Origin of the sequence: Neomicrococcus aestuarii, from assembly GCF_014201135.1 — a bacterium.
In the GTDB taxonomy this organism is placed as follows: Bacteria; Actinomycetota; Actinomycetes; order Actinomycetales; family Micrococcaceae; genus Neomicrococcus; species Neomicrococcus aestuarii.
The window spans coordinates 1,143,089-1,159,268 of the sequence record NZ_JACHDR010000001.1 but is presented as its reverse complement, the minus strand read 5'-3'; the positions used below and the strand labels follow the sequence as shown (position 1 = coordinate 1,159,268).

General features: G+C 59.3%; 10 protein-coding genes. 8 read left to right on the top strand and 2 right to left on the bottom strand.

Translation table 11 applies throughout. From position 1 onward, the window contains the following. The first annotated feature begins 150 nt into the window (after positions 1–150). Complete coding sequence (locus HD598_RS05140; protein WP_183664282.1) at positions 151–1,506, top strand: MFS transporter; 1,356 nt, start codon at positions 151–153, stop codon at positions 1,504–1,506. Positions 1,507–1,566: 60 nt separating this feature from the next. Continuing rightward, positions 1,567–1,869, top strand: coding sequence for a rhodanese-like domain-containing protein (locus HD598_RS13460; protein ID WP_260170497.1), 303 nt, complete (start codon positions 1,567–1,569; stop codon positions 1,867–1,869). Between the two features lie 120 nt (positions 1,870–1,989). Here HD598_RS13460 and HD598_RS05130 read toward each other — a convergent pair whose 3' ends face one another. Beyond that, positions 1,990–3,507, bottom strand: coding sequence for an MFS transporter (locus tag HD598_RS05130; protein ID WP_183664279.1), 1,518 nt, complete (start codon positions 3,505–3,507; stop codon positions 1,990–1,992). A 235-nt stretch (positions 3,508–3,742) separates the two neighbouring features. Between HD598_RS05130 and HD598_RS05125 the strand changes: the two genes are divergently transcribed. Next, positions 3,743–7,606, top strand: coding sequence for a hydantoinase B/oxoprolinase family protein (locus tag HD598_RS05125; RefSeq protein WP_183664277.1), 3,864 nt, complete (start codon positions 3,743–3,745; stop codon positions 7,604–7,606). Positions 7,607–7,730: 124 nt separating this feature from the next. Further along, positions 7,731–8,825, top strand: a complete 1,095-nt coding sequence (locus tag HD598_RS05120) for an FUSC family protein (protein ID WP_183664275.1) — start codon at positions 7,731–7,733, stop codon at positions 8,823–8,825. On the opposite strand, the gene HD598_RS05115 is transcribed toward HD598_RS05120, so the two are convergent. Further along, the gene (locus HD598_RS05115) at positions 8,822–9,844 is read right to left on the bottom strand and encodes a LacI family DNA-binding transcriptional regulator (protein WP_183664273.1); all 1,023 of its coding nucleotides are present in this window, start codon (positions 9,842–9,844) and stop codon (positions 8,822–8,824) included. The two genes, HD598_RS05120 and HD598_RS05115, sit on opposite strands and share 4 nt — an antisense overlap. 284 nt (positions 9,845–10,128) lie before the next feature. Between HD598_RS05115 and HD598_RS05110 the strand changes: the two genes are divergently transcribed. The 4 genes from HD598_RS05110 to HD598_RS05095 all read left to right on the top strand — a co-directional run bounded on the left by HD598_RS05110 (position 10,129) and on the right by HD598_RS05095 (position 16,168). Further along, complete coding sequence (locus HD598_RS05110; RefSeq protein WP_183664271.1) at positions 10,129–11,451, top strand: sugar ABC transporter substrate-binding protein; 1,323 nt, start codon at positions 10,129–10,131, stop codon at positions 11,449–11,451. 146 nt (positions 11,452–11,597) lie between these two features. Further along, entirely contained in the window at positions 11,598–13,211 is a 1,614-nt protein-coding gene (locus HD598_RS05105) for an ABC transporter permease subunit (protein WP_071894124.1), read from the top strand. After that, entirely contained in the window at positions 13,211–14,122 is a 912-nt protein-coding gene (locus HD598_RS05100; protein WP_071894123.1) for a sugar ABC transporter permease, read from the top strand. The genes HD598_RS05105 and HD598_RS05100 overlap by 1 nt, the downstream gene beginning before the upstream one ends. 42 nt (positions 14,123–14,164) lie before the next feature. Next, on the top strand, positions 14,165–16,168 hold the full coding sequence (locus HD598_RS05095; protein ID WP_183664268.1) for a glycoside hydrolase family 13 protein: 2,004 nt from the start codon (positions 14,165–14,167) through the stop codon (positions 16,166–16,168). Positions 16,169–16,180: the final 12 nt, after the last annotated feature.

The window sequence follows — 16,180 nt, the reverse complement described above, 5'->3', positions numbered from 1 at the left end:
TCGCTAGACCATTGACCCCCTGACGGTGAGCTAGCGAGAAATATTCAGTACCGCCAAAGAGGGCAACCGCCTCGTCTCTTCGCAGACGTCGCAGGTTGCCCTCTTTTGCATCATCGCCCACCATCTCGCCCCTCACAGGAAGAACAGGTCATGGACACCCAACTCACACATGACGCGGACACTTCTCCGGCAAGTCTTCAGAAGGTCCCGCAAGCCCAACTCAACAAAGTGGTGCGCGCATCCTTCGCGGGCACCGTGGTGGAGTGGTTCGACTTCGCCATTTACGGATACATGGCAACCCACCTCGCGGCAGCTTTCTTCAGTTCCGAGGATCCCATCATTGGGCTCCTAGAAACATTCGCTGTCTTCGCAGTCGCCTTCGCGCTCCGTCCTCTCGGCGGCATCTTCTTCGGCCGTCTCGGCGACCGGATCGGCCGCAAGTCCACTCTGGTCCTCACCGTTTTGCTGATGTCCGGCTCCACTGCGGCAATTGGTTTGATCCCTACGCACGAACAGATCGGCGTCTGGGCTGCCGTCCTCCTGGTGTTGGCGCGCTGCCTTCAAGGTTTCTCCGCCGGTGGTGAGTATGCCGGCGCCACCATCTACGTGGTGGAACACAGCCCCGATCACCAGCGAGCCCGCAACTCATCGGCCATGTCCTCGGCAACCTTCGCCTCCTTCGCGCTAGCCGCCGGCATTGGCGCGATTCTGAGCCGCATTCTTCCTCCAGAAGCCATGGGCGAATGGGGATGGCGCATCCTCTTCCTGCTCAGCGTTCCTTTGGGCCTCGTTGCGTTCTATATCCGTTCGAAGCTTCAGGAATCGCCAGAATTTGAGGCTCTCAAAGAAAACCGTGAGGAACGCGAAGCTCCACCGCTCAAGGAAGTCTTCCGCACTCAGGGCCCCTCGATGCTCAAACTGGGCGGCTTCGTGATGCTCACGGCGCTTTCCTTCTACATTTACTCCACGTACATGTCCACGTTCCTGACGGTCGTGGTGGGGTTGAGCAAGGATCTTGCGCTCTTCTCGAGCCTGATTTCCTTGACGCTCGCAGCGATTGGCGCACCTTTCCTAGGCCGCCTCGCGGACCGAATCGGGCGTCGTCGTACTATGCAACTTTCCGCAGGCCTTCTGGCCCTGCTCACCATCCCGTCCTACCTCATCGCGGAGCAGTCAACGCTACTCTCGGCAACCATCAGCCAAATCCTCATCGGCCTGGGCGCTGCGACGGCTAACGTGGTGACCTCGGTTCTGATGTCTGAAATGTTCTCCACGGACGTCCGCTACACGGCCTCCGGCATTTGCTACAACATCACCTACGCGATTTTCGGCGGAACCGCGCCGTTCATCGCCACCTGGTTGGTGGCGTCCACCGGGAACGGTCTCTCGCCGGCGATCTACGTTTCTATCATCGCCGTGCTCGCGTTCCTCGTGGCCACGTTCGCGATGCCAGAAACGGCAGGCAAGCCGCTGCGCCGTTACTCGAGCGAGCCGCTCGCGGCATAACTTCACCCTCCCTCGGGATCCCTTCAAGGGCTGGCTGCTTCGGCGGTCGGCCCTTGAGTCATGCCCGGATACGGTTGCGCTGGGGGCAATTTTTCTGCGTACGACGACGCAGCGTGGGTGCCGCAATTGCCTGCGGTTTCGCTCGCCCGGATTTGGTTAGACGAGGGATCAGGGGCATATCCCTGGGGTCCAGGCTGTAATGGCTCAACCCGAGCAGCGCTCACCCTGCGCGAAACGGGTTATACGAACGTCAAGGAGCTCATTGGCGGCTTCGAGTATTGGGCGCGTGAAGGAATGGCCATCAGCACGGCAAATGGGCGGACTCGCCGTCCCGTCGATGACCTGACCGCTCCGCTCTCCTAGGAAAACCTCCCTGGTACCGGAAAGCTGACATAAAAAAGTCGGTGTGAAGTTGAGAAAACCAACTTCACACCGACTTTTCGTGACGCGGCTGCGTCGTCGTATTTAAGGCGTCGGTACTACCTAGTCAACGGGAGCCGTATCCGGGCGCTTATTCGGGGCCGCCAGAATCATGAGGCCGCCCAAGAGGATCGGGAGGCAACCAACCCACAGTGCCGTGGTGTTCCACGTGTTTCCGCCGGCCAGACTGGCCGTCACGAAGAGGCCGCCGATGATGGCGCCCACCTGACCCAGAGCGTTGATGATGCTACCGGCGGTGGCGCGAGTAGAGGACGGGAAGCTCTCGCCGTTGAAGAACAACAGTGCGGAGAATGGGCCAATCAAGAAGAACAAGCCCAAGCTGTAGAACGTGACCACGGTGCCGAAGGAGCCGGATGGCATCCACAACATGATCGCAAACGAGATGGCCGAAAGAACCCAGCCGATCGCGATGGTGTTGCGGCGTCCAATACGGTCGCCCAACCAGCCATGGAAGAGGTAGCCCAAGAAGCTAGTGCCGTTGGAGATCACCAAAATGAGCAACGTGTTGTTGAACGGAATGTTGCGTCCGGACTCGGCCGAGAGGAGGGAAGTTCCCAGGATCGAGAACACCAGAACGCCGATCCAGTTGAGTAAGAAAGCTGCGCCGATCGTCAACAGCGGGCGAAGGGACTTGCCGCTAAAAGCCTCGAGCAGGGGAGCTGACTCAGCGTGGTGATCAGAGATGTTGTGCTTGTCTGCGAGCTCGGCCGCTGCAGCATGTTCGCCGCGCTGGTGCAGCTTGATCACTTCAACGCGGGCGCTGAACTGAGGGCTTTCACGCAGCCAGCGTGCGGCAAAGGCAACGATGAGCGCTGGGATAGCGGCAACGATGAAGCACAGTTCCCAACTGCCGATCGGCATGAGGAGTGCGGTGGAGGTTGCAGCCAAGACGGCGCCTACTGGCCAGCCGGACTGGACCAGAGAGTAGATGAAGCCGCGGCGTCGCATCGGCGCACCGTTGGTGCCAGCTGACGCGTACACCTCATTGAGGTAGACGGCGTTGATGGCCTGTTCGGCGTAACCGAGGCCCGCGAGGGAGCGGATGAGCACGAGCGCTACGAGGCCGAGGCCTCCGAGGAGACCTACCAAAACGCCTGCCGTTGCGGTGAGCAAGGAGGCTACAGCAGCGCCGGCGACGGCAATAATGATGCCCTTGCGGCGACCGAAACGGTCAACAACCGGGCCGATTCCGAAGGCGACCAATGCCGTGCCCACTGTGATCCAGGTGTTAAGTCCGGTTGATTGGGACTCGGACAATCCGAGGTCCGCGGCAATGATCGGAAGGACGTTGCCGAAGAGGACGAAGTCGTAAACGGCGACGGTCCAGGCGAAGAAACAGATCCAGCTAGCGATTTTGACATCACGCGGCGTGAATGGCTTCAGCGAAGCCGGGGTGGCGTCTGTTGAAGTAAGTGACATGGACGTGTCCTTATGGTCAGGAGGCGGGGAGTCGAGCCGCTGATATCTGAAGGGAATGAGTGAAATGTCCCGTGCAGAGGCGGTTCGTGGCCTGTTTTGAGGGGAAATGAGTTGTACTCCTAGAAACGGAGTTACTTCCATAGAAACAGCGTGACATGTCACACACGTTTCGTCTAGATAAAAATTGGAATTCGCCCAAATTCGGTTCTCGAAGAATTCTTGACAGAAAACCGCGGAATCTAGGGCGCGAAACAAGCTTGAAACAATCTATTTACACGAAAACTCTTGATTAGTAGTTGCTACTAGTGAAATCTAGTTGTTATCAAGGCAACCATGTGTCGCAGCTCACGCTCGGCAGTTGAAAGGAAAAGGCAACATGAAACGAATCGGAGTAGACGTCGGTGGCACATTCACGGACTTGTATTACTCGGACGATGCCACGGGCACCGTCATCGTCGAGAAAGTGCCTTCCACCCCGGAAGATTCCTCGATTGGCGTTCTCAACGGCCTCCGTGCCTTGTGTGAGAAAGCATCGATCCAGCTATCCGACGTGGACATGCTTGTTCACGGAACAACGGTAGCGACAAATATCGCGCTGACCCACACGGGCGCCAAGGTTGGCATGATTACTACGGAGGGTTTCCGCGACATCCTCCACATCGCTCGCCACAAGAAGCCTTTCAATTTCTCGCTACAGCAGGATCTTCCGTGGCAAACGCAGCCTCTCGTGAAGCGGCGCCACCGTTTGACTGTTAAGGAACGTATTACGGCCCCTAAGGGCGAAGTCCTGATCGAACTCAATGAAGATGAAGTTCGGGATCGCGTTCGACAGCTCAAGGCTGACGGCGTGGAAGCCATCGCCGTGTGCTTGCTCCACAGCTACTTGAACCCCACCCATGAGCAGCGCATCGGCGAGATCGTCAAGGAAGAGTTCCCTGAGGCGTACCTGTCTCTCTCCAGTGATGTGGTTCCGCTGTACCGCGAATTCGAGCGCTTCTCCACCACTGCGCTGAACGCATTCGTGGGTCCGAAGGTGTCCATCTACCTGCACCGTCTACACGATGCCGTGGAGTCGATGGGCTTCAAGAACGAAATCCTCTTGATGCAGTCCTCCGGCGGCATGATCGGCATCCGCGAAGCAGCCAAGAAGCCAGTTTCTCTCATGATGTCCGGCCCCGTGGGCGGCATGATCGGTGCTATCTGGGCGGGCAAGCAGTCAGGCTTCGACAATGTGGTGGGCCTCGACATCGGCGGTACGTCGGCTGACATCGGCGTTTCCCTCGGCGGCGAGCTGCGCATGCGCCACTTGCTGGATACCAAGATTGGCGATTACCAGGCCATGGTTCCCATGGTTGACATCGACACCATTGGCGCAGGCGGTGGCTCGATCGCGTACGTGGACGCCGGCGGCGTCTTCCGTGTGGGGCCGCAGTCTGCGGGCGCAGTTCCCGGCCCTGCTTGTTACCAGCGCGGCGGCGTGGAGCCCACCTCCACGGATGCTCAGGTGATCTTGGGTCGCATGCGCACGGACCGCGGTTTGGCCGGCAGCTCTCTTGAGCTGAATCCAGAAAAGTCTCGCGTTGCCATGGAGAAGGTCTCTTCCAAGCTCAACATGAGCATTGAAGAAGCAGCTCTCGGCGCTCTGCAGATTCAGAAGTTCGGCATGAGCCAGGCCATCGAGCAGAACTCGGTGCGCCGTGGATACGACCCTCGTGACTTCACCTTGGTTGCCGGCGGCGGCGCCGGCGCTCTGTTTGTGTGTGAAATTGCCGAAGAGCTCGAGATCCCTCACGTTCTGGTGCCCGCTCACCCGGGTATCTTGGCCGCGACGGGCTTGCTCGCGACGGATCAGAAGTACGAGTTCGTGGCGACGGCCCGATTCCAGCTGGCTACCGCAGACAAGTGGCAGCTCAACGCTTCCTACGCAGCGCTTCAAGCCGATGCAAACCGTCAGTTCGAAGCAGACCACATCTCCGAGGACCGCCGTGTGATTCGTCGCTTGGCAGATGCTCGCTATGAGGGCCAGGGCTACGAAATCCGATTCTCTGTTCCTGACGGAGAGATCACGGACGAATGGTTGGCAGAGACGGAGCGCTTGTTCCACGAAGCTCACGAGGCCGAATACGGTCACCGCTTCAAGGAAAGCGGCGTTGAGCTCGTCAATATCCGCGTCGAGGCCATCGGTAAGGTCGATGAGCTCACCGCTCCCAAGGTTCCAGCCAGCGGCAAGACCCTCGAAGACGCCCTCATCACCCGCCGTCCCGTGTACTTCACGAGCCACGGCAAACCAGAGGCGTTTGATACCGCGTTCTACAACCGCGAAGAGATGAGTGCCGGCCAGACTTTCGAAGGCCCTGCCATCATTGAGCAGTACGACTCCACTGTGGTGGTTCCGCCGTTCTTCAAGGGCCGCATTGACCACACGGGCAACATGATCATCGATTGCCCCGCAAAGACTGAAGAAGACGCTGAGAAGTTGGCAACGCCAATCCTCATGCGTGTGATCGGCGGAGCGCTGACCTCGGCTGCAAAGGAAATGGCTTCGGTCCTGTTCCGCATGTCCTACTCGTCGATCATCCGCGAATCTGAGGACTTGGGTGCGGGCCTCTTCGACAAGGAGGGCAATGTCCTTGCAGAATCGGACTCCACTCCTATGTTCATGGGCTCCATGCCGAAGATTGTGCGCGGTGTGATGTCAGTTCTCGGCGAGGACATCCACGAGGGTGACATCATCCTCCACAATGACCCGTATTTGGGTGCCACGCACTCGCCGGACGTCGCGATCATCACCCCGATCTTCCATGAGGGCGAGCTTGTTGGTTTCGCAGGCGCTTCGGGTCAGCTCATCGACAATGGTGGTGCGTTCTCCGGCCTCATGGTGGACATCCAAGACATTCAGTCTGAAGGCACCATCTTCCGCGCGGTCAAGATCCAGGAGAAGGGCGTTCGCCAGACCTCCTTGATCAACCACATCATGAACAACACCCGGACGCCGACTAGCAACCGCGGTGACATTGAAGCCATGATCGCCGCGTGCTCCTTGGCCTCTAAGCGCTACCTCGGTTTGATCGGCAAGTACGGCTTGGACGCGGTTCGTGAATCTGGCCAGGCGTGGATCGACTACTCCGAGCGCATGCTGCGTCAGGAAATCGCGAAGATCCCTGATGGTGAGTACGAGACCGAGGTCGGCTACTTGGATGACGATGGCCGCAACTACGGTAAGCAGTTGCCCATCAAGGTCAAGGTCATTGTTGAAGGGGATGAGATCACGTACGATCTCACCGGCTCTAGCGAGCAGGTCCCGACCGCCTACAACTGTGCGTTCGAAGGAACTACGGTCTCCGCGTTCACCTTCATCACCCGCATGATCTTCCTGGATGAGGTGGCGTTCCCGGTCTTCGTGCCACAGAACGAAGGTATGTTGAAGCCGCTCAAGGTGATTGCGCCGGAAGGCACGATCTTCAACCCCACCTACCCTGCGGCCACGTTCTCTCGCTTCTCGCAAGTGCAGCGTGCCGTTGACTTGGCGCTTCGCGCTCTGGCACCGGTTATTCCTGAAAAGGTCACGGCCGGCAACTCCGCGCACATTCACTTCATGTCCTACTCCGGCTGGGATCAGAACTCCGGCGAGTACTGGGTGTACCTCGAAGTGAATGAGGGCTCCTACGGTGGCCGCCACAACTCCGATGGTCCGGACTCCGTGGACAACCTGATCGCCAACACGCGTAACAACCCTATTGAAGAGCTCGAGTGGCGCTTCCCGATGCGCACGGATCGCTACGAGTTGCGTGACGATGTCGCGGCTGCCGGCGAATACCGCGGGGGCATCGGCATTGTTCGCGAGAACACCTTTCTGACGGACACCATCATCACGTGTGAGGGTGAGCGTCACGATTCGGACGTTCCTTGGGGTGCTTTCGGCGGACACGACGGCTTGAACGCTTCGCTGATCAAGAACCCGGGTCGCGATGGTGAAGAGTCTTGGCCGTCCAAGGTGACGGGACGTCAGATTCTTGCCGGCGATTCCATCCAGATTACGGTTCCTAGCTCCGGTGGTTTTGGGGATCCTCGCAAGCGCGTACCCGCTCAGGTTCTTGAGGACGTCCTGGACGGCTTCACGAACATTGAGGCTGCCGCTCGTGATTACGGCGTGGCCATTGTTGAGGTCGACGGCAAGCTACAGATTGATGAGGCCCGCACTGCTGATCTTCGTAATTCGATGGTCTCGCAGCAGGCCTAGGATCCGCTGAAATAAGGGCACATAGTAGTACGACGCCGCAGCTCGCGTCCCGTAGTTTCCTCAGTTTGATCGGGGGGTGACGAGGGGCACGGGCTGCGGCTTTCCGCGGCGTAACCTAAAGCTGATGACAAAAGAACACGATCCCCTGAACCTGCGCAATATTTTCAAACTCGGTCCTTCTGGTGAGGATCACTGGGTTGCTTTGCGCTGTGGAATTGGCGTTTTTCTGCCGCTAGTTTTCCTCTTGGTCATTGACCGTCTGGACCTCGCGATTTTCGCGGTGTTCGGTGCGTTCGTGAACGTTTACGGACGAGTTCCGGGACACCTGAACCGACTCATCGCTCAGTTAAAAACGGGTGCGCTGTTCTGGATCCTCATCCTGATCGCGTGGTTCGCCTCGACGTATTGGATTGAGCACGGAACCACGCGTGGACTGTGGACGCTGGTAGCGCTGACCTCCGTGGTGGCCGGCGTGTGTACTTACCTGACGTCGATCCTGCGGGTGCGCCCGGCAGGCTCGCTGTTCCACATCTTCGCGTTCGCAGCGATCGCTTCAGCGCCGAACCTACCTAGTGTTTCTGACAGCATGTTCACCACTACCTGCACCATCATGTTGGCGCTCTTCGTGGGGCTCGCGGGTCGATTGCTCCCTAGCCGTCGCACTGAGTGGCAAGTCAGCCCGGTCAAGCCGTTCACTGCGGAGCTCCAAAAAGCTTTCGCCATTGAATCGGCCCTATATTTTGTGGCCGCTGCGGCCGCAGGATCCTTGGCCACGTTGTTGTCACCAATTTTCCAGACCAGCCACAACTACTGGGCTATGGTCGCGGCGGTTGTTCCGTTGGTAGGTAAAACCATGCGACACCGACTTGCTCGCGGTGTCCACCGTATTTTGGGAACTCTCGTGGGCTTGGTTCTTATGGCGCTCATTGTGGCGATCAATCCAGGCGCCGTGGTCACGATTTTGATCATTGGTTTGATGCAGTTCACCGCCGAAATGTTCATTGCCAGGAACTACTTCTTCGCCCAAATCTTCGTCACGCCTCTGGCCTTGGTGGGCACAGGGTTGTCGTCGGGAACCACCGATGGACTCGTGTATGACCGGCTGGTGGAAACCGTTATCGGCGCGATCGTCGGCATCCTGACCATGGTCGTTGGTTCGATGATCGGCAATGCTATCCGTCGCCGCCTCTCAGCGAACGCAGCGTCTTCCGTCAACTAAGTCAGAGACGGTGGGGGAGCTGTGGAGAACCGCGCAATGAATTCGGTGGAAAAGAAGCTCTCCGTGGGATCAGAGTCCAGCGTGGTCTCGCCCAACATAGCCAGCGTCTTGCGGGCTGCGGCCGCGCCTTGAAGTCCTGGGAATTGGGCGATGGTGGTCAGGCCGAAGAGCTCGCCAATCTCATGACCGTCGATGCCGATCACGGAAATATCTCGGGGCACGTCGTAGCCCAGATCGCGAGCGGCCATGATAGCACCGAAGGCCATCTCGTCCGAAGCGCAAAAGAACGCCGTAGGTTTCAGTCGCGGATTGACCAGTAAGTTTCTCACGCGCTGATAAGCGGTCGCGGTGGTGTAATCCGCAGGGATGCGCCATTCGGGAGGAACTTCCAGCCTGGCGGCGTCCATGGCGTTGAGATAGCCGCGTTCACGCGAGCTCGTGAGCTGGAAGTCGGCGTCCACTACTTCAGGCGAGCCGACGAACGCGATGTTCTTGTGTCCCAGGCTCAAGAGGTGTTCCGTAGCCAGCTCAGCGATCGAGACTTCGTCGACGCGGATGGTGGCCACGTTCGGAATAGCGCCGCCAACGGCAATGAGCGGTCGGCCGACCTTCGCCAGCTGTTCGAGCTCATCCTCCGTTGGCTTGAGCGTCACAGAAATGACGGCATCGAGGCGTTTTCGCAAGAGGAAATCGGAGAAGATCTTGCGTCGATACAGTTCATCGTTCTCGGTGGTGTACAGCGCTAGGTCGTAGCCGGCCTTATTGAACTCACTCGCAACAGCTTGAAGCAGCGAGGAGTAGTACCAGCGGCCCACAGTGGGGAGCACGATGCCCACGTTTCGCGTGCGACCCGAGGCGAGTGCGGACGCGGTGACGGAGGCTACGTAGCCCAGGTCGCGCGCGGCGGATTCGACGGCCGATTTAGTGTTTGAGGAGACTTTGCCGCGCCCGGTGAGCGCTCGCGAAACGGTGGCAACCGAAACTCCGGCGCGTGACGCAACATCGCGAATACTGGGCATGCGCCAATCCTAAGCTAAACCGCGCCGAATGTAACCGTTTCCACTCGGCACTTTCGCAAGCCAGCGTCGTCGTACTCCCTAGATTTTCCGTTTTTGGCGCACTAAAGCGGTAGTAATCGATGTTTCGGAAAACTCTCGGTAAACAGGATGTGAACCGCTTCACTTTTTCCGGTGGACGTGGAATGTGAAAACGCTTACACTTGCGTTTGTAAATACCGTGTTACACGTCTGTGAAGCCAACGTTGGCTCCCACTGAACTGTGACCTGTAAGAAAGGTTCACCCAATGAAGGTGCGTTCCGAAACCCTCAACAAGAGTGTTACCCGTCGCGCGTTTGCGATCGGTTCTTTGGGCACGGCTGCTGCCGCCGCCCTTGCAGCATGTAGCGGTGGAACGAGCACGGCATCGTCGTCGTCCGCGTCCACCAGCGCAGCTGCCTCCTCCTCTTCCGCACCTACCGGCGCCGCCGCAACGTTGACGTTGTGGACCGATGCCGAGCGTTCCCCGGCTCTGAAGGATATTGCTGCCAAGTTCAAGGCAGACAAGGGCATTGAAGTGAAGCTCGTGGTCAAGGACTTCGCGTCCGTCCGCGACGACTTCATCACCCAGGCTCCTACGGGCAAGGGCCCGGACATCATCGTTGGCCCTCACGACTGGCTCGGCAAGCTGGTCCAAAACGGCGTCGTTGCACCCGTGCAGCTCGGCGACAAAGCCTCCCTGTTCAACCCGGTTGCCGTCAAGGCCTTCACTTACGAAGGACAGGTCTACGGCTTGCCATACGCCGTGGAAAACATTGGCCTCTTGCGCAACAAGAAGATCATTCCGGAAGCTGCAACCACCTTCGAAGAAGTCGTGGCAGCCGGTAAGAAGGCCGTTGCCGCCGGCGACGCCAAGTACCCATTCCTCGTGGGTCTTGACCCCAAGCAGGCCGACCCATACCACCTCTACCCACTGCAGACCTCGCTGGGTTCTGTGGTGTTTGAGACCGGAGCGGACGGCGGCTACGACGCCACCAAGCTGGGCCTCGACACCGAAGGCGGCGCAGCATTCGCTAAGAAGCTCGCTGAGTGGGGCGACAAGGGCACCAAGGTCTTCAACTCCAACATCACGGCAAACATTGCCAAGGAGAAGTTCAACAAGGGCGAGTCCGGCTACTTCCTCTCCGGCCCATGGAACGTTCCTGACGCAGTTAAGGGCGGCGTGGACCTCGTGGTCGACCCACTCCCGACGGCAGGTGACAAGCCAGCGCAGCCATTCGTGGGTGTCAACGGTTTCATGATCTCCGCGAAGTCCAAGAACGCGTTGGCCGCCAACGAGTTTGTGGTCAACTACTTGAGCCTCGCTGAAGCTCAGGATTCCCTCTTTGATCAGGGCGGACGTCCTCCAGCACTGATCGAGTCCTTCGACAAGGCTGCCGCTGACCCGATCGTCAAGGCCTTCGGTGAAATTGGCACCAACGGTCTCCCGATGCCGGCCATCCCGCAAATGGATGCCGTCTGGGCTGACTGGGGAGCAACCGAACTCAAGCTCATCAAGGGCGGCGTAGCCGATCCTGCAGCTGAGTGGAAGAAGATGGCCGCCAACATCGCGGCGAAGATCAAGTCCTAGCAACAGGTGTGCCGGGATGCCTTTTCGTAGCGTCGAAGAGGCATCCCGGCACTTCTTGTTCTTAACCCCGATGACCCACACCGTGGTGGTTCCAGTAGGTTCTGGCTGCCCCGGTGAATCGCACCCTTGTGAGGAAGAATTAGCGCATGTCCGGAGCATCTGCCGTAGGGACTCTCGAGGCTGAATCCCCGCAGCCGCCTGTCAAGAAACAACGCAAGCAACACGCACCGGACTCAGTTCTGGGCACGCTGGCCAAGATTGCCCTGCTGGGCATCGTGGACGCGGTCGCCGTGTATGTGCTGATCCAGCTGGCTTCACAGCACGAATGGCTGATCTTCGCGGTGGCGCTCGCAGTCACCCTGGTGATCAACTGGATCTACTTGCGCCGCGGTGGTCTTCCCGCGAAGTACCTCGCCCCGGGCGTCTTCTTCCTCTTGCTCTTCCAAGTTTTCGTGATGGCGTACTCCACGTACATTGCGTTCACGAACTACGGTGATGGCCACAACTCTTCGAAAGAAGACGCCATCACCTCCATCCAGCTGGCCGCTCAAGAGCGTGTTCCGGATTCACCGCAGTACGCCAACACGGTGCTGGAAAAGGATGGAACCTTCTACCTGCTGGTGACGGAACCGGACGGTACGGCGAAGCTCGGCACCACCGGCGAGCCGCTCCATGAAGTGACTCCGTCCACCACTTCATCCACCGGTCAGGCGACCGGCGTTGACGGGTATCGCACCCTCGCGTTCACGGACTTGCTGCAGAACCAGCAAGCCGTCACCGCTGTTAAGGCCCCGATCTCTGATAACCCGGCGGATGGCTCTCTTGCCACAAGCGATGGCTCCACGGCGTACGTCTTTGCTCCAAAGCTGAAGTACGACGCCGCCGCGGACACCTTCACGGACACCACGACCGGTGCCGTTTATAAGGACAACGGACAGGGCGCGTTCGCCACCGCGGATGGCCAGCAGCTCAGCACCGGTTGGAAAATCGACGTTGGGTTCTTGAACTTCCAGCGCGCTTTCACAGACCCCAACTTGTCCGGACCGCTCTGGCAAGTAACGCTCTGGACGTTCGCCTTCGCGTTCTTCTCCGTGCTGACGACGTTCGCACTTGGCCTCTTCTTGGCTATTGCTTTCAACCGTGCGGACCTGCGCGGAAAGCGCATCTACCGCGTGCTGATGATCTTGCCGTACGCCTTCCCCGCGTTCTTGTCCGGCCTGGTGTGGTCCGGCCTGTTGAACCCGGAATTCGGCTTCATCAACAACACGTTGCTGGGCGGAGCGGACATCCCGTGGCTCACGGATCCGTGGCTGGCTAAGTTCTCCGTGCTCTTGGTGAACCTGTGGCTGGGTTATCCCTACATGTTCTTGGTGTGCACGGGCGCTTTGCAGTCCTTGCCTGAAGAAGTGGACGAGGCCGCCCGCATGGACGGCGCGAGCGCATGGCGCATCTTCCGCTCCATCAAGCTCCCGCTCTTGCTGGTCTCCATTGCTCCGTTGCTGATTTCCAGCTTCGCGTTCAACTTCAACAACTTCAACGTGATCTACATGCTCACCGGCGGTGGGCCGCGCTTCGACGGCACCACGTATGACGTGGGCGCCACGGACATCCTGATCACCATGGTTTACAAGGTGGCGTTCGGTGGCACGGGCCGCGATTACGGCCTCGCGAGCGCGCTGGCCATCATCATCTTCATCATTGTGGCCGTGATTTCTACGGTCAGCTTCAACAAGACCAAGTCACTCGAGGAGATCAACTAATGAGCAGCGAAGTGGTTCCTCAGCGCAACACCAACGCCAACGGCGAGATCAAAATGCCGTTCGGCCGCTGGTTCCGTGAGAAGGGGTGGCGGCACATCGTGGCGATTGTCGCGATCATCTTCTCGATCTTCCCGCTGCTCTATGTGCTCTCGGCGGCGTTCGACTCCTCCGGCACCATGGCCGGTTCCAACAGCTTGTTCTCCCGCTTTGATCTTGGCAACTTCCAGCAGCTCTTCGCTGACACCGAGCGCCCGTTCGGCAAGTGGTTCATGAACACGCTGATCATCGGTCTGGTCACAAGCGCCCTGACGGTGTTCCTTGGCGCGCTCGCGGCCTACGCGTTCTCCCGCATGCGCTTCAAGGGTCGGCGCGTGGGACTGCTCTCCTTGCTCTTGCTGCAAATGTTCCCGCAGCTGCTCACCGTGGTGGCCATCTTCTTGCTGCTGAATTACCTCGGCGACATCATTCCCGCGATCGGTCTGGGCTCCAGCCTGGGCTTGATCATGGTGTACCTCGGTGGCGCGCTCGGCGTGAACACGTACCTCATGTACGGCTTCTTCAACACGGTTCCGCAATCACTCGACGAATCCGCCCGCATTGACGGCGCAAGCCACGTGCAGGTGTTCTTCCAGATCATCCTCCCGCTCGTGACTCCGATCCTCGCGGTGGTGGGTTTGCTGAGCTTCATTGGCATTTCCTCCGAGTTCGTGATCGCGTCCGTGGTGCTGACGGATCCGGAATCTCAGACGCTCGCGGTGGGCTTGTACTCCTACGTCTCTGAGCAGCGTTCGGAGAACTGGGGCGTCTTTGCTGCCGGTGCCGTCCTCGCCGCGCTTCCCGTGATGGCTCTGTTCTTGTTCTTGCAGCGTTACATCACCTCCGGCCTGACGGCTGGCGGCGTCAAAGGCTAGCGCTAACAGGACCGTTGCGCCGATCTCGGATAGGTTTGATTCATGCTCTTTCAGCCGCACCATGATGGCTCTGCTTTGTACGTTGATCAGTTGCATCCCGAGCTCGGTAGTACTGTCCGCGTTCGCTTGCGAGTGCCCGCCGGTTTCGGTGAGGTAGAGAAGGTGTGGTTGCGTTCCGTAAGGGACGCTGAACCCCATTACGACGCCGCAGATCGGCTCCCGTTTGAAGCCAACGGTGGGGCGGACCTTGAGGAAGAGGGCTCTGCTGATGCGGGTGCCGACCAGTGGTGGGAAGCCCACCTCACGGTCATCAACCCGGTGCAGAAGTACCGGTGGTTTGTGCAGTCCAGCGGACGTTCGTATTGGGTGAACGCGCAGGGCGTCTTTACGCATGACGTCCCGGACGCCTCCGATTTCCGTTTAGTGGCAGGTCCCGGCGCACCCGCGTGGGCGCCGCAGGCCGTGATGTACCAAATCTTTGTGGACCGCTTCGCGCGCTCGAGCCAAGCGGATCAGCACCCCACCCCCGAGTGGGCTATTGCGTGTTCGTGGGATGACACCCCGGTGATCGGACGTGGGCCGGAAACCCCGTATCAGTTCTACGGGGGAGACCTCGACGGTATCCGCGAAAAGCTGGACCACTTGGTGGCTGTCGGCGCTACCTTGGTGTACTTGACGCCGATGTTCGCGGCGCGCTCGAACCACCGCTACGACGCTTCCGCGTTCGCCGAGGTGGATCCCTTGCTCGGCGGCGACGATGCACTCGTGCGGTTGGTTGAAGAGATTCACGCGCGCGGCCTCAAGGTCATGGGCGATCTAACTACCAACCACTCGGGAGATATGCACGAGTGGTTCCGCGCCTCGTTCCGGAACCCGGAAGCGCCGGAATCGGAGATGTACTACTTCGGTGAAGGCAACGAGGATTACGTTGCCTGGCTGGGTGTTCCTTCACTTCCGAAGTTCAATTGGCACTCCGCGCATTTGCGTAAGCGCTTCGTCCTTGACGACGACTCCATGGTGGCGCGTTGGCTCAAGCCACCGTTCAACCTGGATGGCTGGCGCATCGACGTGGGCAACATGACCGGTCGCCACGGCCGGGATGACCTGAACTACGAGGTTGCCAAAATCATCCGTGAACGCGTGACCGAGCTGAACTCGGACGCGCTCCTCTTAGCGGAGTCCACATCCGATGCGAGCGCTGACTTCCAGGGTGAAACGTGGCACGGCGCCATGACGTACACCAACTTCACGCGTCCTGTGTGGCAGTGGCTCTCTCGAGGAGAGTGGCCAGAGCTGACTCAAGAACAAGTTGAAGAGGCAGCTGGCGTCAACACCGCCACGCTGCTGTCCGTCTCCGGTATCCCAGTGCCAGCCGTGCAAACGTGGCCGGACTTCTACGGGGTGCCACAAAAAGGTCCGGACCGGATCGAAGCCGAGGAACTACTGGCGACCCACTTGAACTTCATCGCAGGTTTCCCGTGGTCGGTGCGTTTGTGCAACATGAACGCCATCGACACCCATGACACGGCGCGCGCAGCGCTCGCAGTCATTCCCGGCGGGCAAGAAGTTGCTGCTGCACTGCAGTTCTCCTTGCCGGGCATTCCGCTGGTCTTCGCAGGAGACGAATTTGGGCTCGAAGGATTCAACGGCGAAGAGTCGCGAACTCCCATGCCATGGGATGATCCCAGCCGCATCAAACGGGACCTGCGCGGTATCTACCGCGCGCTTTCGGAGACGCGTCGTCGTCACCCAGTGTTGGCGGACGGTGGAATCCGATGGCTGTTTGCCGAAGGCGATGCACTCGCGTTCATCCGTGAAAGCGACGACGAGTCGGTGCTGTTCATGGCCACTCGAAAAGCGCTTGAAGAGGGCCTCGAACTCCCGGTGAAGGCGCTCTGCCATCCTGCGACAGACATTGAAACTCTCTTGACCATTGGCGAAGGTGCACCGACCCTCTCAACCTCACCCAGCGGCGTCGTACGGTGGAAATCATCCGGCCCGGGAGTATCGCTGTACCGACTCCCAGGAGTGAAGGCTCCCGCCTAAGCGAGGGGCTGC